Genomic DNA, 21,905 nt, shown 5'->3' with positions numbered 1-21,905 from the left:
TCGCCTTCCCCATGACCGAGCCCGACCGCGACCTCGCCCCGGAGACGCCCGCCGCGGCCGCGCGGCTGGTCGCCAACCACCGGCGGTTCCTCGCGTTCCTGCAGGCGCGGGTGGGCAGCAGGGCGCTGGCCGAGGACATTTTGCAGGACGCGTTCGTGCGCGGCCTCGGCAAGCTCGACGGGCTGCGCGACGAGGAGTCTGCGATCGCGTGGTTTTACCGGGTGCTGCGCAACGCGGTCATCGACCACCAGCGGCGCGACGCGGCCGCCTCTCGCCGCCTCGACGCGCTGGCGGCCGAGCTGGACCCGATCGCGCCCGCCAGCGAGACGCACGGCGCGGTGTGCCAGTGCGTCGGGCAGCTGGCCGACAACCTCAAGCCGGAGTACGCCGAGGCGCTGCGGCGCATCGAGCTCGACGGCGTGGCCGTCAAGGACTACGCCGCCGAGGCCGGGATCACGGCCGGCAACGCGGCCGTGCGGGTGTTCCGCGCCCGCGAGGCGCTGCGCAGACAAGTGATGCGCTCCTGTGGCACCTGCGCCGAGCACGGCTGCCTCGACTGCACCTGCGCCGGCCCGTGCGGCGACGCCCCGAAGCGAGCGTGAAGGCCGGCGCCGCGGGCCCGCGTTCGACCTCGAATTCCTCGTCGATCGACGCGAGCGCCGACTTCTGCCGCCAGGAGGCGTCGCCGCTTCGCCCGGTCACGGCGCGAGCTTCACGTCGGCCTCCGCCGCGAACGCTCGGCCCCAGTCGTAGAGCGACTGCAGCACCGCGCGCAGCGACTCGCCGCGCTCCGTCAGCGCGTAGTGCTCGTGGCCGCCGACCGCCGCGCGCCGGACCAGCCCGATCTCCTCGAGCTCGTGAAGCCGCTGCGTCAGCACCTTGTCGCTCAGCCCCGGGACCTGGCGCCGCAGATCGCCGTAGCGCTACGGGCCCTGCTTGAGGCGCGCCAGCAGCACCGTCTTCCACTTGCCGCCGAGCACCTCGAGGGCCAGCTCGACCGGACAACCGAAGGTTCGCGTCAAGTCCGTCACGACGCGCATCATGCCCGTCGCGGCCCGCGCACGCACCATCCGGTGCGTTGCACCGCGGCGGCGCCGGGCCGATCCTCGCGGCGCATGATCGTCGAGTACATCCGCTACCGCGTGCCCACCGACCCCGCCGCCTTCGAGGCCGCCTACGAGCGCGCCTGCGCCTCGCTGCGCGCCGCCCCCCAGTGCCTGGCCTACGAGCTGACGCGCTGCGAGGAGGCGCCCGAGCACTACGTCCTGCGCATCGAGTGGACGTCGACCGAGGCGCACCTGCAGGGCTTCCGCCGCGGCCCCGAGTTCGGCCCGTTCTTCCAGGCGATCCGCCCGTACGTCGCGCAGATCGAGGAGATGCGCCACTACGCCCCGACCGCGCTGGTCTGGCGCCGCTGAGGGCGACGGGGATGTCTTCCTGGACATGCTCCTTGGAGCATGTCCTTTTTGCCATTCCAGGGTACCTCCCCGACGGCTCGACCGCGTCGAACGCGTCGCCGCGACGGGGGACGTGCTCGTCGGACCGCCGTCGCCCCGCCCGGGCGCGGTCGCGGGGGTCGAAGGACGACAGACCGCGGCCGTGCCGGGCCGGCGGCGGCTCGAACGGACGCCAGGAACCGGCGCCCGCGGACGAGCGCAAGATCGTCCAAGTCCGCCGCGCCGTGGCCTTGCAAGCTGCCCGCGGAGCGACACGAACGAATGGCGACAATTCATCGAGAGTTTCAGGTCGACGCCGACGTCGACGCCTGCTGGTCCGCGCTGTGCGACGTCGGGGCGATCCACGAGCGGCTGGCCCGCGGCTTCGTGGTCCACACCGCGCTGGAGGGCGACCACCGCACCGTCACCTTCGCCGGCGGCACCGTCGTGCGCGAGCTGCTGATCGCCCGCGACGACGCTCGCCGCCGCCTGGCCTACGCCGTGGTCGACAGGCCCGACGTCCGCCACCACGCCTCGTTCCAGGTGTGCCCTGGCGACCTGGGCGGCAGCCGGATCGTGTGGATCACCGACGTGAGCCCCGACGCGGCCGCGCCGGCGTTCGCGGGCATGATCGACACCGGCGTGGCGGCGATCCGCCGCACCCTCGGCGCCCCGCGCGAGGCATGAGCACGCCGGGCGGCGCGTCGAGCATCGACGACCTGTCCGGCGCGCCCCGGCCCTTCACCGCGTTCTTCGGAACACCTCCTGTTCGGAGCCCTCCGGCTCCCCACGTTCCGACTGGCCGAACGACCATGTTCGTAAAAGCATGGCCTAAAGTTCAAAAAATTTCGAGCATGCCCGATCGGGCATGTCCGAAAATGCCACCGCTCAACGCGCCCGCGCCTGCTCGCGGCGGGTCGTCAGGCGCCAGCGCAGGGCCGACTCGATCAGCAGGATCAGCGCCACCAGCAGCACCAGCGGGCGCCAGCGCGGGTAGCGGGCAGCGGCCAGGACCTCGTCGCCCTCGATCCGCGGGCCGGCGACCGCGTGCGGCGTCGTGTCGCTCTCGGCCGGGTCGACCTGCACCGCGAAGCGGAGCGGCGGCTCGTCGTCGCCGCGCTCGACCGTGTAGTGGCCCGGCACCCACGTGTCCTTGAAGACAGCCTCGCCGTGGCCGTCGGGCACCGCGGCCAGGCGCTCGCCGCCCGGCGTGATCACGGTCGCCGGCCGGTCGCCGGGCAAGATCCGCGGCTCGCCGACCCGCAGCACCGCGCCGGCCGCACCTTGCTGGCTGACGTCGAGGTAGGCGACCAGGCGCTCGACGAGCGGGACGAAGCCTGGCCGAAGGGGCAGGTCGGACCAGTCGCGGTCGACCGAGGTGGTGAGCAGGGCGACGCGACCGCGGCCGTGGGTGCGGGTGATCAGGGCCGGGGCGCCGCTGGTGAAGCTGAGGGCGACGTCGACCGCGCGGGCGGCGTCGGGCTCGAGCAGGAACAGCCGGCGGGTGCGGGCGCCGAGCAGGCCGAGGTCGTCGCCGAGGCCGCGCAGGGCCGGGTGGGCCAGGTTGGCCGGCGCGAGCCCCTCGGTGCGGTTCTCGGTGCGGCCCGGCGCGGTGCCGACGACCAGGGCCTCGCGCAGGCGCAGCGGCAGCAGCTCGCCGAGGCGGTCGTTGTAGGCGGCCGCCTCGACGCGCTCGCCGACGGTCACGAGCAGGCCGAGGCCCTCCTCCACGCGGCGGGTCAGCGCCGCCGCGGCGTCGGGGGCGGGGGCGCGGACGTTGGCGAGCACCACCACGTCGACCCCGGCGAGCGGCCGAGGCTCGCGCAGACGGGCCTCGAGCTGGTCGGGCGCGAGCCCGTGGACGCGCAGGCGCCGGCCGGGCGCGGCGGCCAGCGCGGTGGCGAGGAAGAACACCTCGTCGTGGGCCCGCATCTCGCTCGGGTCGCCGTTGACGAGGACGATGTCGAGCTCGTCCTCGCCGGCCAGCCAGAAGTGGCGCACCTCGTCGCCGGGCAGCGGGTCGTCGGCGAGCTCGACCAGCGCGAGCGCGGCCGGGCTCGGCCCGTCGCCGATCAGCGTGTGCGTGAACTCGACCCGCGCCTCACCGCCGCGCGGCACCATGACGTCGGCCCGCGCGACCTCCTCGCCGCCGAGCTGCATGGCCACGGCGACGCGGCGCAGGTTGTCGGCCTCGACGGGTCCCGGCGCGTGCCGGCGGACCACGCCCCACACCCGCACCGCCCGCGGGTCGAGGTCGCGCGCCGGCTCCCAGCCGACGGAATCGAGGGACATGTGCTCGGGGACAGGCGGCAGCGCGTCGAAACTGCCGAGCGCAGGCACCGGCAGGACCGGCACGTCGGGCCCCGCCGTCTCGGGCAGGCTGCCGAGGCCGCGCGCGGTCGGATCGCCGATCGCGTAGACCGCCCGCCGCCGGCCGCCGCCGTCGGCGCGCAGCAGCGCCGCCGCGACCGGCAGCCCGCTGTCGAGCGGCCACGCCCCGGCCCGCGGCACGCCGCCGGCCAGCCACTCGCCGATCGCCTCGCGCGCCAGCCCGAGGTCGGCCGACAGCTCGAGCCGCGGCCCCGACGGATCGCTGGTGACGAGCCCGACCCGGCTGCCCGGCGGCAAGGCGTCGACCACCGCCGCGGCGGCGTCGGCGGCCCCGTCGAGGGCGCGGACGCGGTCTGTCTTCAAGGACATGCTCAAAGAGCCATCCACGAGCAGGATCGCGTCGTGCGGCTCGCCGAGGACCGCCACCCGCGCGCGCCCCGAGCTGACCGGGCGCGCCAGCGCCAGCGCCAGCAGGGCCAGCGCGGCCAGGCGCAGCCCGAGCAGCAGGCGGTCGCGCAGGTGCCGACGCATGGTCACGACCTCGTCGCCCGGGCGGACGAAGCGGAGCGCGGCGAAGGCGATCTTGCGCGGCTCCTCGCGCCCGCGCAGGTGGGCGACCAGCGGCGCGGCCAGGCCGAGCAGGCCGAGCAGCAGGAGCGGCGCCAGCAGGCTCATGGCCGGGCCTCCTCCGGCGCGGGCTCGCCCTGCAGCGCGCGCAGCAGCCCGAGGAAGGCGGCGGTCACGGGGGTGTCGGTGACGACGCGGTGGCTGACCAGCCCGCGCGCCAGGCAGCCGCCCTCGAACCCCGCCAGGTAGGCGCGGACCCGCTGCAGGTAGGCCGCGCGCAGGCTGGCGCCGAGGCCCTCGACCTCCGGGCGGACGCCGCGGACGTCCTCGAGCCGCAGCAGGTCGCGCCCGGACCACGGGAACTCGAGCTCGTCGCGGTGCAGCACCTGCAGCAGCACGACCGCGTGGCCGCGCCCGGCCAGGGCCGCCAGCTCGTCGAGCAGGCCGGCCTCGGCCGCCGGCAAGCCTGCCTCTTCGGGCATGTCCCCGGCGACCTGTCCTTCGGCGCAGGGATCGAGGAAGTCGGACACCAGCACGACCAGGCTGCGCCGCGGCAGCTGCGGCCCGACGGCGGCGACCAGGCGCGGCCACGGGCAGATCCCCGCGGGCGGGCGCGCCAGCGCCTCGGCCAGCGCCAGCAGCCGCCGCGCCCCGCCCTGCGGCCGCGCCTGCTGCAGCTCGATCCCCCCGGCCCCGCCGCTCGCCAGCCCGAGCCGGTCGCCCTGGCGCGCGGCCAGGCTGGCCAGACCGGCCACCAGCGCCGCCGCGTAGGTCGACTTGCGCTCCATGCCTGTCCCGTAGGACATGCCCCCGGAGCCATCCAGCAAGAACACCGCCGACAGCACGTCCTCGGCGTCGTGCTGGCGCAGCACGTAGCGGTCGTCGCGGGCCGCGGCGCGCCAGTCGAGCCGGCGCAGGTCGTCGCCGGGGACGTAGGGGCGGTGCCCGCGGAACACGTCGCCCGCGCCCGCCCGGGCCGCCAGGTGCCGCCCCGGCCGCCCGCCCCACACCGCCTGGCCGACCCGCAGCACCCGCCCGCGCAGCAGCTCGCGCAGCTCGGGCGGCAGCACGGCGGCGAGGGCGGTGTCCGGGTCGGCGGAGGACATGGCGAGACCGTCAGGCGGGCTGGAGCGCGGCGCGGTGAAGAGCTGCCCCGAAGGACAGGTCGAGGCGGCGGCGCCGGCCGGCGGTCGCAGCGACGAAGCGGCGCCGAGCGCCGCCCGGATCGCGGGCCGCGTCCGAGCCTGGCCTCGAGGACATGGCGTTTGGAACATGTGCCCGTGTTCGCCCACCTGCTCGCAACGCCCGCTCGCCCCGGGCCGGGCCCCGCGAGCGGGCAAGATTTGTCTCTGGCCGCGAGGACATGGCGAAACGTTCAGGCGCGCACCGCGGCCAGCACCTGGGCGACGAGCTCGTCCGCCCCCACCCCGCGGCTCTCGGCGATGAAGCTGCGGACCAGCCGGTGGGCCAGCACCGGCGCGGCCAGGGCCCGCACGTCGTCGGTGGTCACGGCGGGGCGGCCGTCGAGGGCGGCCCGCGCCTGCGCGGCGGCGACCAGCTGCTGGCCGGCGCGCGGCCCGGCGCCCCACTGGATCAGCTCGCGCAGCCCCTTGGGGCAGGTGGACTCGCTCGGCCGGGTCGCGCGCAGCAGGGCGACCGCGTGGGCGACGACCGAGGCGGGCACGGGGATCCGCCGCACCAGCGCCTGATGAGCGGTGAGCTCGGCGGGCGTCAGCAGCGGCTGCAGCTCGCGCGCCTGTTCGGCCCCCAGCGCGACGATGTGCCGCTCGTCCTCCTCGCTCGGGTAGCCGACCACGATCTGCAGCATGAAGCGGTCGAGCTGGGCCTCGGGCAGCGGGTACGTGCCCTCCTGCTCGATCGGGTTCTGGGTGGCGAACACGTGGAACGGCAGCGGCAGCGGGTGCGTGCGCCCGCCCGCGCTGACCCGCGCCTCCTGCATCGCCTGCAGCAGCGCCGCCTGGGTCTTCGGCGGGGTGCGGTTGATCTCGTCGGCCAGCAAGAGGTTGCAGAACACCGGCCCGGGCACGAACCGGAAGTTGCGGCGCCCGCTGACCGGGTCCTCCTCGAGCACGTCGCTGCCGGTGATGTCGGCCGGCATCAGGTCGGGCGTGAACTGCACGCGCGAGAACTGCAGCTCGAGCGCCTGCGCCAGGCTGCTGACGAGCAGCGTCTTGGCCAGGCCGGGCACGCCGACGAACAGCCCGTGCCCGCCGGCGAACAGGCACACCAGCAGGTGATCGATCACCCCTTGCTGACCGACGATCCGCCGGTGAAGCTGCTCGACCAGGCGCTCCCGGCTGCGGGCGAGCGTCTGCAACGCTTCGCGGTCGTCGGGAACGGCGGTCGGTGAGGCGGTCGCGGGCACGGGGCGCGGAGTATAGCGCGTCAACGCGGGGCCACCGGCCGCTTCGTCGCGCGCCGGGCCGCGAACAGCTCGCGCGCGCTGTCGACGGTGGCCGCCCGCTGCACCCACCGCAACAGCTGGGCCCGCTGCCTGCAGTCGGTGATCGTGCGCCGCTGCGTCGCGGTCAGGCGATCGATCGCGCGTCGAGGATGGCGAGCAGCGCCTCGTGCAGCCCGGCCAGTTCGCCGTCGGTCTTCGCCTGTCGCGCCTCGCGGCGGGCCCGATGCAGCGGGGCCATGAGCTGGCCGAAGATCGAGCGCCGGTAGAGGTACAAGTAAGGACGGAGCATTTCTGCGTCGCTCAAGGGCTGCATGGCGTCGACTCCGAGTTCGGCGCGCGCGGCGGCGCCGAGAAAAAAGCGGACGAGATCAGTGTAAAGAGGGGGATGCGCGCTGTCGAGCATCGTCACGCCAGCGAGCGCGGCGCGGCCGATGGCGGCGGCTCGCGGGCCGCGGCCGTGAGCCAGCACCGACAGGACCGCGAGCTCCGGCCGGCGCCGGGCCTCATGGACGCGGGTGATTTGCGGGATCTGTTCCGGCCCGAGGACGTCGGGCACCAGCACCAGCAGCCGTCGCCCATGTCGATCGGTCGACTGCACCAGCGGGCCACCGCCGGCCGGGTCGTCAGCACCAGGAGACGCACCGGGCACTGCAGCCGCCGGCGCAGCGACGCCAGGTAGACCGGCCAGACCCAGCGCTTGGCGGGATCGCGTCGCAGCTGGGCCTCGACCACGATCGCCAGCGCGGGTCGACCGCCCTCGCCGGTCAGCGCCAGCACCAGGTCGGCGCGCACCTCGGCCGGATCGATCTCGGCGAACTCGCCCTCGACGACCTGCGCCGCGGTGAATCGCGGCAACGGCGCCGCACAACCCTCACGCAGCAGCGTGGCGACGAGAGGCGGCGCGCGACGCAGCAGCTCGAGCAGGACGGTGTGCGGGAGCGAGGGCATCTCGACCCTGACAGGTCGGTCGGCGCGACGTCGGCTTTGCACGCGGCAGCGGTGAGTCAGCGCACTTTCCTCACCTGCGCCAGCGGACATGGCCCCAAAGACAGCCGTGAGCCTGTCGGCTCGGCGACGACTTCGGCTAAAACCCGTGGACGGGGCGACCGCGAACTTCCCGCCCCGACGAGGAGTGGCGATGGCGAGCTTCAACGAGATCTTGAGCCAGGTGAAGCGCCAGGTCCGCGAGGTGTCGGTCGAGGACACCCGGGCCCGGGTGCACGGGGCGGGCGGCGAGCCGCCGCCGGTGCTCGTCGACATCCGCGAGCGCGACGAGTACGAGCAGGGCTTCATCGGCAAGGCCGAGTGGATCCCGCGCGGCTTCCTCGAGCTGAAGATCGAGGACCTGGTGCCCGAGCGCAACCGCGAGGTCATCCTCTACTGCGCCGGCGGCACGCGCTCGGCGCTGGCGGCTCGCTCGCTGCAGGAGCTCGGCTACGAGCGGGTCTCGTCGATGGCCGGGGGCTTCCGCGCGTGGAAGCAGGCCGGCTACGCGTTCGAGCGCCCGCGCAACCTCTCGGCCGAGCAGATCAAGCGCTACAGCCGGCACATCATGCTGCCGGAGGTGGGCGAGCTCGGGCAGGGCAAGCTGCTCGACGCCAAGGTGCTGTGCCTCGGCGCCGGCGGGCTCGGCTCGCCGTCCAGCCTCTACCTCGCCGCCGCCGGCGTCGGCACCATCGGCATGGTCGACGACGACCTCGTCGACGAGAGCAACCTGCAGCGGCAGATCCTCCACAACATGGAGCGCCTCGGCTTGCCCAAGGTCGAGAGCGCCCGCAAGACGCTGCAGGCCCTGAACCCCGACGTCAAGGTCGTCGCCCACCAGACCCGCCTCACCTCCGAGAACGTGCTCGACATCATCGGCGGCTACGACGTCATCGTCGACGGCGCCGACAACTTCCCCACCCGCTACCTGCTGAACGACGCCGCGCTCAAGCTCGGCAAGCCGGTCGTGCACGCCTCGATCTTCCGCTTCGAGGGCCAGCTCACGACCTTCCTGCCGCACGAGGGCCCGTGCTACCGCTGCCTCTACCCCGACCCGCCCCCGCCCGGCATGGCCCCGTCGTGCCAGGAGGCCGGCGTGCTCGGCGTGCTGCCCGGCATCATCGGCACCCTGCAGGCCAACGAGGCGCTCAAGATCATCCTCGGCGTCGGCCAGACCCTGTCCGGCCGCCTGCTGGTGTTCGACGCCCTCGGCACCAAGTGGCGCACCCTCAAGCTGCGCAAGGATCCGGAGTGCCGGGTCTGCTCGAAGAAGCCCGAGGAGATCGAGCTGATCGACTACGAGGCGTTCTGCTCGATCGCCGGCTGAGCTCGCGCTCGCTCCTGGGGGCATGTCTGCTCGGACATGCCCCTTCGTACATGTACACTTGCACATGCTCTTTCGGGCATGTCTTCACGGGCGCCGCACGGCCCGCACTTGCCCTCGGTCCCGGCGTCGTTGCTCGGCACGCCGCGGTCGCGTGAGGGGCCGTCGGCGGCAGCTTCGCGGTCGAGCCGTCGAGGCCGCGCGACGGCAGCTTCCAGCGCAGCGAGCCGCAGCTGCCCATGTTCCTACATTTTGCTGCCGGCCGTCTGCCGGCGACCCTCTCGACGCGCCTGGAACGGGCACGCATCGACCGGCCAGCGCAGCTCGAGCGAGCCGAGCACCGGACGACACATCGCCTGCATGTCCGGGTCGGACATGCGCTCCTTCGACATCGCGCGCCTGGAGTTGACGACGACCTGACCGGGAACCAGCGTCTTCATCTTCTCCGACGCCCAGACCGGGTCGGGGCCGAGCAACTCGTCCATGATGACCTGCTCGGCGAACGTCTGGCAGGCGCACACTTCCCCCGGATCGTGCCCGGCCGGCAGCCGGGCCCGTGACATGTCCAGCGTCCACGTCCCCACCGTCGGCCGCGGCGCCTCGAGCAGCAGCCGGGCTTTCGGGTGATCCTGGTAGAGCAGGCGGTTGCGCACGTCGTCGGCGGAGCCGACGTAGACGTGGATCGGGTCCTCGCAGGGCGTGTTGAGCCAGTAGACCCCGTACGTCTGCGGCAGGGTGTTCTGCAGCGCCGAGCGCATCGGGTCCTCGATCCGCGGGCGCACCCGGAGGTGCGCCGGCGCGGGCTGCCGCGGCTGAAACGGCGGCAGCGGCGTCTGCTCCTTCGCGGTCGGCTGGCCCTGCGGCGGATAGGCCAGCGTCGGCCCGACCAGCTTCATCTTCTCGCACACCGCCGCCAGCGCGTTCATCTGCGCGTCCGGCAGCGCCCGCGCCTTGTTGTGCGACTGCTTCGCCTTCGGCGGCGTGCCGTCCGGCCGCAGCGGGCCGTCGATGTGCTCGTAGACCCGCTGCTCCCAGTACGTCACGCAGTCGCACACGCGGTGGACCGGCTGGCCGTCGGGGTCGAGCCGCCAGTACACCACGTGCACGTCGTCGTAGCCGAGCAGCTTCGCCGCGGTCTTGTGATGGCTGTCGAGCACCCGGTTGCGGATGTCGACGGCCGAGCCGGTGTAGTGCTCGCCCGCGTGGGGGTTCTTGCGCTCGCCGGAGCCCGGGCCGACGCGGATGTGATAGACGCCGACGCCCGCCGGCAGACTCGCCTGCAGCGCCGCCCGCACCTCCGCCGGCGTCGGCGTCAACGCCCGCGGCGCCGCCCGGACCGCGCCCTCGCCGACGATCGACGCCGCCACCACCGCCGCCAGCACCCACCCGCCGCGCGCTCGCCCCATGCCGTCCCTCCCGAGACGAAGCTAGCAAGCTCTGCAGCTCTCGCGCGCCGCCTCGCGGCGGTCCTCGGCCCGCTCGCGTCGCCCGACGATCGCGCGCGAAGGCCCCGAGCCCTGTGTGCCCCCGGCGCCGGCCCGCATCCGCGCACGCGCCCGCCCGCGCCCGCACGCGCGCGTTCCCGAGAGATGTCCCGAAGGACATGCTCCCGGGCCGACTGTCCTGAAGGACACGTCGCTCGCGCGGCGCGCTCGCCGAGCACCGAGATGTCCCGAAGGACACGCGAGGATCGGACTCCCGCGGGCGCGAACGCCCGCGAGCGCCGCGCGAGGCCTCACGCCAAGGGCGCACGCCATGGGCCCGAGCCCGTGAGCGCCGGCGCCAGGGGACCTTCGCCATGATGTCCCGAGAGACATCCACGCCCTCGCCGCCGCGCCGGGCCCCGACTCAGGATGTCCCGAGAGACATCCACCCCCTCGCCGCCGCGCCGGCCCCGACTCAGGGTGTCCCGAGCGACATCCACGCCCTCGCCGCCGCGCCGGCCCCGACTCAGGATGTCCCGAGCGACACCCGAGCTCTCGGCTCCTAGCGCTCCTCTTTGATCCGCCGCGCCAGCTCCTCGTGCTCCGCGTACGGCGGCCCGACCACCTCGGGCTCGGGCGCGCGCAGGGCCTCGGGCGCGGCGAACAGGTCGGCGACCAGGCCGGGCGCCTCTTTCGGCTTCGGCGGGCCGAGCACCCGGTCGCGGTGGCGCGGCGCGTACTGCTGCTTGAGCGCGACCACCCGCCGCAGGGCCGTCTCGACCAGGGCGTCGGGCAGGTGCTCGAGCAGGCGCAGCGACTCGTCGCGGAGATCGGCCTTGCTGCACACCAGCAGCGCGTCGAGCCCGGCCTCGAGGCTCCAGCGGACCCGCTGCTCGGGCGTGAAGTGGTCGACGACCGCCTTCATCTCGAGGTCGTCGCTGAAGACCACCCCGTCGTAGGCCAGCTCGCCGCGCAGCAGCTGCATCACCGGCGGCGACAGGGTGGCCGGGCGCTTGCGGTCGAGCGCCTCGAACAGCACGTGGGCCGACATCACGCTGGCGACCCCGGCCCGCGCCGCGGCGGCGAACGGCACCAGCTCGACCTCCCGCAGGCGGTCGAGATCGTGCGGCAGGCGGGGCAGCTCGAAGTGGCTGTCGGAGCGGGTGTCGCCGTGCCCCGGGAAGTGCTTGGCGCACGCGGCCACCCCGGCGGCCTGCATCGCCTCGATGAAGGCGGCGGCGTGGCGGGCGACCCGGCCCGGCTCGGCCGCGAAGCTGCGGTCGCCGATCACCGGGTTGGCCGGGTTGGTGTCGACGTCGACCACCGGCGCGAAGTCGAGGCCGATCCCCAGGTCGGACAGCTCACGCGCCAGCGCCTCGGCCACCGCGGCGGTGGTCGTCGGTTCGTCGCGGCGGCCGAGCGCCCGCATCGGCGGCCAGACCGTCCAGGGCGCCTTGAGGCGCTGAACGCGCCCTCCCTCCTGATCGATCGCCACCAGCAGCGGCACGTCCGGCGGCGCCGATTCGTGGAGCGCATGCACCAGCCGGCGCAGCTGCGCCGGCCCTTCGATGTTGCGAGCGAAGAGGATCACGCCGCCGATCCGGCCTTGACCGAGCAGGCGGGCGAGGTCCGGGGGGACCGTGGTCCCCTCGAAGCCGACGAACAAGAGCTGACCGGGCTGCCACCACGACGCCATCGCCGCGAGGGTACGAGGCCGGGGCGCGCGCCGCAAATTGGCCGCCGGCCCCGAAAGAGCCGCACGACGATCGACGAAACTCCAGCCGCGAGTGACTTGTTCCCGAGATTCGCGCGATCCGACCGAGAGCACTGGTTGACGCACCACCGCGTGGTTGTTAGCGTCCGGCGCCTCGCCGATGCCGACCTCTCCGCCCCCGCGGCCACACCGCCTCTTCTGGCTGATCCCGGCCTTCGGCCTCGTCAACCTGTTCGCCGGCTCTTCCACTGCTCACGCGCAGGCGCCCATGGGCGGCGGCATGGGCATGGGAGGCATGGGCGGCATGGGCCCGATGGGCGGCGGCGGCATGCCGGGCCAGGGCGGCCAGGGCGAGAAGAAGAAGGAAGGCCCGGCCGAGGCGGCGCCGAAGGACAAGAAGGCGCTGCAGCCGATCGAGCCGGTGCCGGCGCAGCCCCGCGGCCTGCGGCAGCTGCAGCTGTTCGAGCTGCACGGCTACATGCGCATGCGCGCCGACTACTTCCACCGCCTCGACCTCGGCAGCGGCAAGAGCAACCAGTCGACGATCGGCACCAACTACGCCGACAACTCGCAGCTCGAGAACCCCTACTTCGTCCCGCCCTCGGTCGCGGCCGAGACGGTCGGCGGCTTCGGCGAGGGCTCGTCCGCCAGCGACGTCAACTGCGTCGGCACCCTGACCGGCCTCGGCATCAACGCCAGCAAGGCCAGCCGCCGCTGCGGCCGCCGCAACGGGTTCGCCAGCGCCAACATGCGCTTCCGCATCGAGCCGACGCTGCACGTCACCGACACCGTCAAGGTCCACGCCCAGCTCGACGCGCTCGACAACCTCGTCCTCGGCAGCACGCCCGACTCGCTGCTGGCCGACAACCCCAACGCGCCGATCGACCTGTTCACCCGCACCCAGCTGCCGCCGTCCGACATGCGCAACAGCGGCCGCGACAGCATCGTCGTCAAGCGCGCCTACGGCCACATCCGCTTCGGCTGGGGCCTCGACATCAAGTTCGGCCGCATGCCGCACCACTGGGGCATGGGCATCGTCGCCAACGACGGCAACGGCTACTACCGCGGCGAGGCGGCGGACATCGTCCGCATGCTCGACATGGACTACGGCGACTCGGTCGACTCGCTGCGCCTCGGGTTCGACTTCGGCAAGGACCGCCGCAGCACCCACACGCTCGAGTTCTCGTGGGACTGGGCCGCCAGCGGCCCGACCACCGCGCAGATCTTCGGCCCCTGGTACGGCCCGTACCAGCAGGACTACACCACCGGCCAGACCTTCAGCGTCGAGAAGTTCGACAACGTCTATCAGTGGCGCCTGTCGATCCTCCGCCGCGACGACCCGGCGATGCTGCAGCGCAAGCTGTCGCTCGGGCGCCCGGTCATCAACTACGGCGCGATCGTGTGGGCCCGCTACCAGGCGATCGACCGCGTCACCGGCACCCCCGGCATCGGCGTCGACCCGCACCTCAACAACGAGTACGGCGCCGACATCGGCAGCTCCGGCAACCAGTACTACGACCAGCTGCAGGACTACGCCAACATCCTGATCCGCCGGCGCGCGCTGGTGTTCACGCCCGACGTGTGGTTCCGCGTCAACTGGAAGACCCTGCGCGTCGAGCTCGAAGGCGCCGCCGTGCTCGGCCGCTTCCAGGAGATCAACGACAGCGGCGCGTTCGACGCCTCGCAGGGCAACGACCGCGACGACGTCTATACGATCAAGGACACCGACATGGGCCGCCGCTGGCTGACCCAGTTCGGCTACGCGCTCGAGTTCAAGTACGGCCTGTTCAAGGACAAGTTCCACCTCGGCCTCGACCACGGCTTCGCCTCGGGCGACAACGACCCGCGCTTCCGCTACAACACGCCGTGGAACTCGAACCTCGACGACCGCACCTGGTCGAAGTTCCGCTTCAACCCGGCCTACTTCTCCGACCTGCTGCTGTTCCGCGAGCTGCTCGGCACCGCCTCCAACGCCGCTTACTTCAAGCCGTGGCTGGCGTTCTACTTCTTCGACAACAACTTCTCCGGCCGCCTCGACATCGAGTACGCCGTCGCCCCCCAGCGCACCAACACGTGGGGCAACAAGGCCAACTACGGCCTCGAGATCGACGCCGCCTTCCGCTACCACGACCGGCAAGAGCCGATCTTCTTCCAGATCCAGTACGGCGTGATGTTCCCGTTCGGCGCCTTCAACCGCGGCGTCGAGTACAGCCCCGACGGCACCGTCGCCGGCCTGCCCAACAACGGCGACCCCAAGGCCGCCCAGACCGTGCAGGCCCAGCTCGGCATCCGCTTCTAGCCGCGGCGCGGCGGTCGCCCGCACGGCCCGCGCGAGCGCTCGCCCTCCCGCGCGCGGCGGCGTTCGCCGGCCGCCGCGCGGACCGCCTTGCTCCGAACTCGCGGGCGACGTAGACCTGGACCTGACCCTGGCGCCGCGGCCGTCCCGCAGCGCCGTTCGGGCCCCTCTGCAGCCGCATGTCCCCGGCGACATGTCCCTCGTGCCATGTCCCGCGCGCCATGCCTTTCTGAACAGGTCTTATGAGCAAGGTCAAAAAGCCCCAGCAGCGGTGGGTGTGTCAGGCGTGCGGCGCGGTCACGACCGGGTGGTTCGGCAAGTGTCCGACCTGCGACGCCTGGAACACGATCGAGGAGGAGGTCGCCGCCCCGCCGCCGGGCGAGCGGCCGGCCGGGCCGGGCAAGGTCGTGGCCTCGACCGAGGCGCAGACGATCGTCGACCGCCAGCCGCGGCGCCCGTGCGGCATGGGAGAGGTCGATCGCGTGCTCGGCGGCGGCCTCGTCCCGGGCAGCGTGGTGCTGCTCGGCGGGCCGCCGGGGATCGGCAAGTCGACCCTGCTGCTGCAGGCTTCGGTCGGCCTGGCGCGGCGCAACGGCGTCGTGCTGTACGCCAGCGGCGAGGAGTCGGTGGCCCAGGTCGCGGCCCGCTGCGGCCGCCTCGGCGCCAGCCACCCCGGCCTCTTGCTGATGGCCGAGACCCGCATCGAGGAGGTCCTGAGCGCCGCCCAGGAGCGCGCCAAGACCCTCGCCGCGCTGATCGTCGACTCGGTCCAGACCGTCCACAGCGGGGCCCAGGACGGCCTGCCCGGCAACATCAGCCAGATCCGCGCCGTCACCTCCGCGCTCGTCGGCTTCGCCAAGACCCACGGCGTGCCGGTCGTCGTCGTCGGCCACGTCACCAAGGACGGCCAGCTCGCCGGCCCGCGCCTGCTCGAGCACCTGGTCGACGCCGTGCTCTCGTTCGAGGGCGACGAGGAGCGGGCGATCCGCATGCTGCGGGCCACCAAGAACCGCTACGGCAGCACCCAGGAGCTCGGCGTGTTCGAGATGCGCGGCGACGGCCTGCGGGAGATCGCAAACCCCTCCGAGGCCTTCATCACCGAGCGCGACGACCCGGCGATCGGCTCGTGCGTGACCGCCAGCCTCGAGGGCTCACGCCCGCTGCTGCTCGAGGTCCAGGCGCTGCTGGCCGCCGCGTTCGGCAACCCGCGCCGCACCTGCGTCGGCGTCGACCCGGTCCGCCTCGCCATGCTCCTCGCCGTGCTCGACCGCCACGCCGGCGTGTTCGCCCTCGACCAGGACGTGTTCGTCAACGCCGTCGGCGGCATGCGCCTCGGCGAGCCCGCCAGCGACCTCGCCGTCCTGCTCGCGGTCGCCTCCTCGCACCGCCGCCAGCCGCTCCCGCCCGGCCTGTGCGTGTTCGGCGAGGTCGGCCTCACCGGCGAGCTGCGCCCCGCCCCCCGCTCCGACGCCCGCCTGTCCGAGGCCGCCCGCCTGGGCATGAAGCGGGTGCTCCTTCCGACAGGTCCCAAGCAACATGCCCTTTCGGCCAGGAAGCTCAAGGACCAGCTCGGCGTCGACGTCCGCCTGGCCCGCACCGTCGGCGAGGCGCTCGAGCTGGCGTTCGGCTGACCCGCGCTCGCGCCCGGGTCGTCCACGACCGGGGCGTGCAGCCCGCGTGGCTCGCCCTCCGAAGTCCGGACGGGCCGCGCCGGGCGATGCAACCCGGCGCGCGCGACCGTCGAGCCGGGGCCGACCCCGCGCCTACGGCTTGCAGACCCGGGCGCGCAGCCGCGGGTCGGCGTCCGACAGCCCCTCGCGCGCCTCGATCGAGACGCCCGGCCACGGCACCAGCGCCGGGAGCGGCTCGCCCTTGTACGTGGTCGAGTTCGGCACGATCACCAGGCCGCCGCCGGTGAGCTGCGGCACCCAGTCGGTGGGCGCCCCGAGCGGCTCGAGGTCGATGGGCGCCAGCCCCGTGTTGCCGTCCGAGACCGCGGCGACGACGCCGAGCGGCTCCGCGTCATTTTGGATCGGCTGCGGCGCCATGCCCCACGAGGCGGGGCACTCGCCACCGACCGTCGCCCCGCACTCGCGGCACGCGAACGAGGCCCGGCCGTTGACGCAAGCGGTCGCGCCGCCGTCGTCGCCCTCGATCCATCCGAGGTCGGGGTGGAGCGCGTGGACGGCGAACGTCAAGTCTTTGTAGACGCTCGGGTCGTACATCGCCCAGACCACGAGTTCGATCGACTTGATCAGCTCGGTCGCGACCGGCCCGTGCATCTGGGACACCAGCTGTCCGTTCTTCGTCGGGAACCGCAGCGCCATCATGCTGGTCCCGGAGACCGCCGTCCCGCTCATACCGTCGTCCTTGAACACCGCGACCACCGGCGCCTTGCCGAAGCTGACGTGCTGGCACGCCAGCTTCTCGTACTCCACCGGCAGGGGCGACAGCTGGCAGCCCTCGGCCACGCCGTCGAGCGCGTCGCTGAAGAACGTGTCGGCCTCGACGACGATGTCGACCAAGCAGCAGCCCTCCATGTCGAGGTCGGCGGCCTCGCACAGGAACGAGTCGCCGGTGGTCTCGGTCGTCGGGAGCGGCTCGTCCGTCGTCAGGGCGTCCGACGTGCCGGTGATCGAGCCTGAGGAGGTCGTGGTCACCGGGGGGTCGGTCGTCGTCGTCGTCGGCGGTTCGATCGTCGTCGGCTCCGCCGTGACCGCGGAGGTCTGGCTGACGGAACCGCTGTCGGTCACGACGTCCCAGGTGTCGAGGAACAGCGGGTTCGGCTTCGAGCAGCCGCCTGCGAGCGCCCCGCCCAGGAGGATCGCCGTGAACGACTTCCGGTTCATCGAACACCCACCCTAACACAAGTGAGCCGTGTTCGCCGCCGCGGCGGTGCCGGCGGCGGCAGAGCGCGTTTTGACCCCCGAACCGCCTCGCAATTTGCGCCGGCCTCGACTACATCGCCTGGCATGTCCGCCGCTCCCGAGCTCTACGACATCTACGCGCGCTCCAACGAGGCCGTCACCCAGGAGTTCGACGTCCGCCTCCCGCTGTGCGAAGGCGCCGTCCCCGAGCAGCTGCGCGGCGTCCTGTTCCGCAACGGCCCCGGCCGGCTCGAGCTCTACGGCCACCGCTACGGCCATTTGTTCGACGGCGACGGGCACATCAACCGCTTCGCCTTCGACGACCGTGGGGTCACCTACCGCAACCGCTACGTCCGCACTCGCGAGTTTCTCGCCGAGGAGTCGGCCCGGCGGATCCTGTTTCGCAACTTCGGCACCAACATCCCCGGCGGCCTGCTGAAGAACCTCCTGCGCACCCGGTTCAAGAACGTCGCCAACACCAGCGTCGTCCACCACGGCGGCAAGTTGCTCGCGCTGTGGGAGGCCGGCTGGCCGCACCGGCTCGACCCCGGCAACCTCGACACCCTCGCCCGCGACGACCTCGGCGGCGCCCTGCACAACCCCGGCAGCGTCGTCGAGCGCCTGGTCGCGCCCGAGCTGCCGTTCAGCGCTCACCCCAAGGTCTGCCCCGTCACCGGCGAGCTCTTCAATTTCGGCCTGGCGGCCACCGGCACCCGCTCGCGCCTGTGCCTCTACCGCGTCGACGCCGGCGGACGGGCCGCTCCGCCCGAGTTCATCGATCTGCCGGGGGGCTACTTCATCCACGACTTCGTGCTGACCGCCCGCCACCGCGTCTTCTTCCTCACGCCGACCGCCTTCGACCTGCGCAAGATGTTGCTCGGTTTGGCGCCGCCCGTGCAAACGATGCGGGCCCTGCCGGGGCCGACGCAGATCCTCGTGGTCGACCGTGACAGCACGGCGCACCGGCGCACCGAGACCGGCGCCTGCTTCATCTTCCACTTCCCCAACGGCTTCGAGGACGAGCAGGGGGTGATCTTCGCCGACGGCTACCGGATGCACCGGTTCCCCGACCTGAACCCGCGCCCCGACCGGCCCGAGGAGCACGTCAAGCCGTACCTCACCCGCTACCGCATCGACCCGGGCGGCGGCGTCAGCGAGCAGCCGCTGACCGACCACACCGGCGAGCTCGGCACGATCCGCCAGGACAAGATCAGCCGGCGTCACCGCTACGCCTGGTCGATCGGCTCCGCCCCTGGGCGCAAGACCCCGTTCTCGACCGGCATCCTCAAGGTCGACTGCGACGGCGCGACCACGCTGTTCCGCGACTTCGGCCCCGCCCTCACCGGCGAGCCGGTGTTCGTCCCCCGCCCCGGCGGCACCGACGAGGACGACGGCTGGCTGCTGTCGATGCACTACGTCGACGCCGAGCGCGCCAACCACCTGCTCGTCCTCGACGCCCGCGACCTCGGCACCCTCGCCCGCCTGCGCCTGCCCCACGCCACCCCGCTCGGCTTCCACGGCACCTTCGTGGCCGAGGACGCGGCCTGACCTTCGGAGCATGCTTTGGAGAGCATGCTCTTCAAGACATGCCCCAGGGAGCATGTTCCGGCGAGCAGGTCCGCTCGATGCGAGGAGCTGACCGCGACAGCCCGGCTCGCGCGCGAGCCGGGCCGCGCGCGACAGGGGCCGCGCGTCATGAGCGAACCCCACGGGCTCCGCGCCTGACCCGCGACGGACAGCCTCGCTGTTCCAGCACCGCGTGATGCACCCGGCCTGCGAGGTCACCCGCGGCGAGAAGTTCGTGCTCCGCACCGACGTGCTGCACCACGCTGCGCGCCCCCTGATTGGACCGCGACAGCCCGCCTCGCAGGCGAGACGGGCTGCGGTCTTGTTCCCTCAAACCAGCTCGGCGAGCTTACTTCGCGGCCTTGACCGGCGCGCCCTTGCCCTTGGTCGGCTCGGGCTCCGGCTCGGGCGCCTTGCGCGGGCCGCCGCGGCCCTTGCCCTCGTCGGGGTCGCTGGCGGCGGGGACCATCTTGATCGGCCCGCCCTTCGACGGCGGCGGCACGTCGACGTCGCCGGGCGGCTGGGCGACGGGCACGGAGGCCTGGTGGGCCGGCGTGATCCCGTGCTTGGCGAGGATCTCGGCCTCGATCTTGTTGAAGATGTCGGCGTTGTCCTTGAGAAACTTCTTGGCGTTCTCGCGGCCCTGGCCGATGCGTTCGCCGCGGTAGCTGAGCCACGCGCCGGCCTTCTCGATCACCTTGGCCTCGACGCCCATGTCGATCACCGCGCCCTCGCGGCTGACGCCCTCGCCGTAGGTGATGTCGAACTCGACCTCGCGGAACGGCGGCGCCAGCTTGTTCTTGACCACCTTGACGCGCGTGCGGTTGCCGACCACCTGCTCGCCTTCCTTGATCGCGCCGATCCGGCGGATGTCGAGGCGGATCGACGAGTAGAACTTGAGCGCGTTGCCGCCGGTGGTGGTCTCCGGGCTGCCGAACATCACGCCGATCTTCATGCGCAGCTGGTTGATGAAGATGACCATCGTGCGGCTGCGGGCCACGCTGCCGGTCAGCTTGCGCAGCGCCTGGCTCATCAGGCGCGCCTGCAGGCCGACGTGGCTGTCGCCCATCTCGCCCTCGAGCTCGGCCTTCGGCGTCAGCGCCGCCACCGAGTCGACGACGATGACGTCGATCGCGCCCGAGCGGACCAGGGTCTCGCAGATCTCGAGCGCCTGCTCGCCGAAGTCGGGCTGGGAGACCAGCAGGTCCTCGGTGCGCACGCCGATCTTGCGGGCGTAGCTGACGTCGAGCGCGTGCTCGGCGTCGATGAAGGCGCACACGCCTCCGCGGCGCTGCGCCTCGGCCACCACGTGCAGCGTCAGGGTCGTCTTGCCCGACGACTCGGGCCCGTAGATCTCGATGATGCGGCCGCGCGGGAGCCCGCCGATCCCGAGCGCGATGTCCAGCGGAACCGCCCCGGTCGAGATCACGCCGACCTCGCCCGACGGCATCTTTCCGTCCTTGAGCCGCATGATCGAGCCCTTGCCGAACTGCTTCTCGATGGTCTGCAGGGCCAGCTCGATCGCGGAGTCGCGCTGGCTGGGAGCGGGGGTGGTCGGGGGAGTTGTGGCCATGAGCGTTTTGAATCCTCAGTGCGCGGTCTAGCGCCCGCGCGTGATCTATAGGAGAACAAGTGTTCCGTATCAAGCGCTTTCGGCCCTTGACGTCCCCCAGATCGCCCGTCTGAGCGCCTTTTCGTCGACTTTGCCGCGCCGCCGGCCCCGCCCCGGCCGGCGATCCCCCGCTCACAGCGGGCCCACGGGGACCCGTCCGGCCAGCATGTCCTGCTCCTGCTCGGCCGAGAACGGCGACGCCAGCAGGCTCGCGTCGCGCTGGCGCGAGCGGAAGTACTCGAAGATGTAGCGCATGCGGTCGCCCAGGCGCGACCAGTCGTCGGCCCCCGAGCCCTGGACCTCCGGCCCGCCGAGCTGCAGCCAGTCCTCGACCCGGTCGGCCAGCCCGAGCCCGCGCTCGCGCGCCTCGTAGGCCCCCAGTTCCTCCGCCAGCTGGAGCAGCCGCGGGTGCTCCAGCCGCGCCAGCTCGTCGGGCCACAGCGGCTGTCCCGGCGGCGCCGGCAGGTCGAAGCCCAGGCGCAGCACCTGCCCCGGCAGCGCCATCGTCATCATCAACTCCGTCGCCGCGCGCCGCACCATCGCCGCCAGCGCCGCGCCGATCGGTCCGTCCTCGGCGCCGGGCAGCTCCGTCAGCGGGGCCGCCAGCGCCCCGGCGATGTACGGCTGCAGCCGCGTCTGCTCGTGCAGCCCGCACAGCCCGTTGGCCAGCAGCACCAGCTCGGCGCGGACCGCGGGCCTGCGCTCGTGCAGCGCGCTGTAGTAGTAGGCCAGCGCCTCGCGGATCATCGTCTGCCCGCCCTGCTGCCGCCGCTCCAACGTCCCGTCGGCGGCGATCGTCACCACGTCGGGCAGGCTCGGCCCCTCGCTGAATTGCGCGACGACGTCGGCGAGCCGCTCCTCGGTGCGCCCCGCGGGCTCGGCGAAGGCGGCCGAGAACGCCGCGAACGCCTCCCCCAGCTCGGCGAACACGATCGTGTTGCCGCCCATCACGTGGCGGGCGATCTGCGCCAGCGCCCGCCGGATCGGCGCGCGCAGGGCCACGCTCCCCAGCGCCGCGGGCATCCGCGCGGCGAGCAGCGCCGACACCCCCGCCCCGAGCTCCTCCTCGCGGATGAACTGCCCGGCCTGCTTCGACGCCCACACGGCGAAGATCGGCCACGCGAAGTCCCCCTCGCCCAGCACCTGCGCCATCGCCAGCGTCAGCCGGTGGTACCCGCGCGTGATCAGGAGGTTGCGCAGGACCGGCTGGTCCGCCATCGCCACGATCTCGCGCACCCGCTCCGGCGTGATCCCGTCCACCATCGCCCCATCTTGCAACTGATCAGCCCGGTCGCGATCGCCCGCCCCGCGGGCGCCCGCCGCCGGCCCGCCCGGGCTATCTTGACCGCCGTGCCGACC

18 protein-coding genes are annotated in these 21,905 nt (G+C 73.1%); 7 read left to right on the top strand and 11 right to left on the bottom strand.

The features are described from left to right. Positions 1-11: 11 nt before the first annotated feature. Positions 12-602, top strand: a complete 591-nt coding sequence (locus NAEX_RS30370; RefSeq protein ID WP_096330977.1) for an RNA polymerase sigma factor — start codon at positions 12-14, stop codon at positions 600-602. Between the two features lie 96 nt (positions 603-698). Here NAEX_RS30370 and NAEX_RS52345 read toward each other — a convergent pair whose 3' ends face one another. Next, on the bottom strand, positions 699-911 hold the full coding sequence (locus NAEX_RS52345; RefSeq protein ID WP_211302608.1) for a winged helix-turn-helix transcriptional regulator: 213 nt from the start codon (positions 909-911) through the stop codon (positions 699-701). A 204-nt stretch (positions 912-1,115) separates the two neighbouring features. Here NAEX_RS52345 and NAEX_RS30360 point away from each other — a divergent pair, with 204 nt between their 5' ends. Together NAEX_RS30360 and NAEX_RS30355 are read left to right on the top strand one after the other, a co-directional pair. Next, positions 1,116-1,418, top strand: coding sequence for a putative quinol monooxygenase (locus NAEX_RS30360; protein ID WP_096330976.1), 303 nt, complete (start codon positions 1,116-1,118; stop codon positions 1,416-1,418). Positions 1,419-1,718: 300 nt separating this feature from the next. Further along, on the top strand, positions 1,719-2,123 hold the full coding sequence (locus tag NAEX_RS30355; protein WP_096330975.1) for an SRPBCC family protein: 405 nt from the start codon (positions 1,719-1,721) through the stop codon (positions 2,121-2,123). A gap of 201 nt (positions 2,124-2,324) precedes the next feature. Here the strand turns inward: NAEX_RS30355 and NAEX_RS30350 are convergent, their stop codons facing one another. From NAEX_RS30350 to NAEX_RS30330, 5 genes are all read right to left on the bottom strand, one after another. Further along, positions 2,325-4,442, bottom strand: a complete 2,118-nt coding sequence (locus tag NAEX_RS30350; protein WP_096330974.1) for a BatA domain-containing protein — start codon at positions 4,440-4,442, stop codon at positions 2,325-2,327. After that, positions 4,439-5,440: a DUF58 domain-containing protein gene (locus tag NAEX_RS30345; protein ID WP_170136117.1), complete on the bottom strand. Its 1,002-nt coding sequence runs from the start codon at positions 5,438-5,440 to the stop codon at positions 4,439-4,441. The genes NAEX_RS30350 and NAEX_RS30345 overlap by 4 nt, the downstream gene beginning before the upstream one ends. A 269-nt stretch (positions 5,441-5,709) precedes the next feature. After that, complete coding sequence (locus NAEX_RS30340) at positions 5,710-6,744, bottom strand: AAA family ATPase (RefSeq protein ID WP_096330972.1); 1,035 nt, start codon at positions 6,742-6,744, stop codon at positions 5,710-5,712. A gap of 139 nt (positions 6,745-6,883) precedes the next feature. Further along, positions 6,884-7,168 (bottom strand): hypothetical protein, encoded by a 285-nt coding sequence (locus NAEX_RS30335; protein ID WP_143141088.1) that lies wholly within the window; start codon positions 7,166-7,168, stop codon positions 6,884-6,886. After that, complete coding sequence (locus NAEX_RS30330; RefSeq protein WP_096330970.1) at positions 7,165-7,707, bottom strand: hypothetical protein; 543 nt, start codon at positions 7,705-7,707, stop codon at positions 7,165-7,167. Before NAEX_RS30330 ends, NAEX_RS30335 begins: the two co-directional genes overlap by 4 nt. 190 nt (positions 7,708-7,897) lie before the next feature. On the opposite strand from NAEX_RS30330, the gene moeB reads away from it, so the two are divergent. Next, complete coding sequence (gene moeB / locus NAEX_RS30325; protein ID WP_096330969.1) at positions 7,898-9,070, top strand: molybdopterin-synthase adenylyltransferase MoeB; 1,173 nt, start codon at positions 7,898-7,900, stop codon at positions 9,068-9,070. Positions 9,071-9,312: 242 nt separating this feature from the next. On the opposite strand, the gene NAEX_RS30320 is transcribed toward moeB, so the two are convergent. Next, positions 9,313-10,473 (bottom strand): hypothetical protein, encoded by a 1,161-nt coding sequence (locus NAEX_RS30320; protein WP_096330968.1) that lies wholly within the window; start codon positions 10,471-10,473, stop codon positions 9,313-9,315. Between the two features lie 580 nt (positions 10,474-11,053). Then, on the bottom strand, positions 11,054-12,187 hold the full coding sequence (gene nagZ, locus NAEX_RS30315; RefSeq protein ID WP_096330967.1) for a beta-N-acetylhexosaminidase: 1,134 nt from the start codon (positions 12,185-12,187) through the stop codon (positions 11,054-11,056). Between the two features lie 178 nt (positions 12,188-12,365). Here nagZ and NAEX_RS30310 point away from each other — a divergent pair, with 178 nt between their 5' ends. Together NAEX_RS30310 and radA are read left to right on the top strand one after the other, a co-directional pair. Continuing rightward, positions 12,366-14,504 (top strand): TIGR04551 family protein, encoded by a 2,139-nt coding sequence (locus tag NAEX_RS30310; protein ID WP_096330966.1) that lies wholly within the window; start codon positions 12,366-12,368, stop codon positions 14,502-14,504. Between the two features lie 239 nt (positions 14,505-14,743). Continuing rightward, positions 14,744-16,132, top strand: a complete 1,389-nt coding sequence (gene radA, locus NAEX_RS30305; protein ID WP_096330965.1) for a DNA repair protein RadA — start codon at positions 14,744-14,746, stop codon at positions 16,130-16,132. 132 nt (positions 16,133-16,264) lie between these two features. Here the strand turns inward: radA and NAEX_RS30300 are convergent, their stop codons facing one another. Further along, the gene (locus NAEX_RS30300; protein ID WP_096330964.1) at positions 16,265-17,350 is read right to left on the bottom strand and encodes a hypothetical protein; all 1,086 of its coding nucleotides are present in this window, start codon (positions 17,348-17,350) and stop codon (positions 16,265-16,267) included. Between the two features lie 123 nt (positions 17,351-17,473). Between NAEX_RS30300 and NAEX_RS30295 the strand changes: the two genes are divergently transcribed. Beyond that, complete coding sequence (locus tag NAEX_RS30295) at positions 17,474-18,916, top strand: carotenoid oxygenase family protein (protein ID WP_096330963.1); 1,443 nt, start codon at positions 17,474-17,476, stop codon at positions 18,914-18,916. A 367-nt stretch (positions 18,917-19,283) separates the two neighbouring features. On the opposite strand, the gene recA is transcribed toward NAEX_RS30295, so the two are convergent. Continuing rightward, complete coding sequence (gene recA / locus NAEX_RS30290; protein WP_096330962.1) at positions 19,284-20,507, bottom strand: recombinase RecA; 1,224 nt, start codon at positions 20,505-20,507, stop codon at positions 19,284-19,286. A gap of 171 nt (positions 20,508-20,678) precedes the next feature. Next, the gene (locus tag NAEX_RS30285) at positions 20,679-21,809 is read right to left on the bottom strand and encodes a hypothetical protein (protein ID WP_096330961.1); all 1,131 of its coding nucleotides are present in this window, start codon (positions 21,807-21,809) and stop codon (positions 20,679-20,681) included. Positions 21,810-21,905: the final 96 nt, after the last annotated feature.

This window comes from Nannocystis exedens, from assembly GCF_002343915.1.
In the GTDB taxonomy this organism is placed as follows: Bacteria; Myxococcota_A; Polyangia; order Nannocystales; family Nannocystaceae; genus Nannocystis; species Nannocystis exedens.
This window is presented reverse-complemented; position numbering and strand designations above follow the sequence as displayed.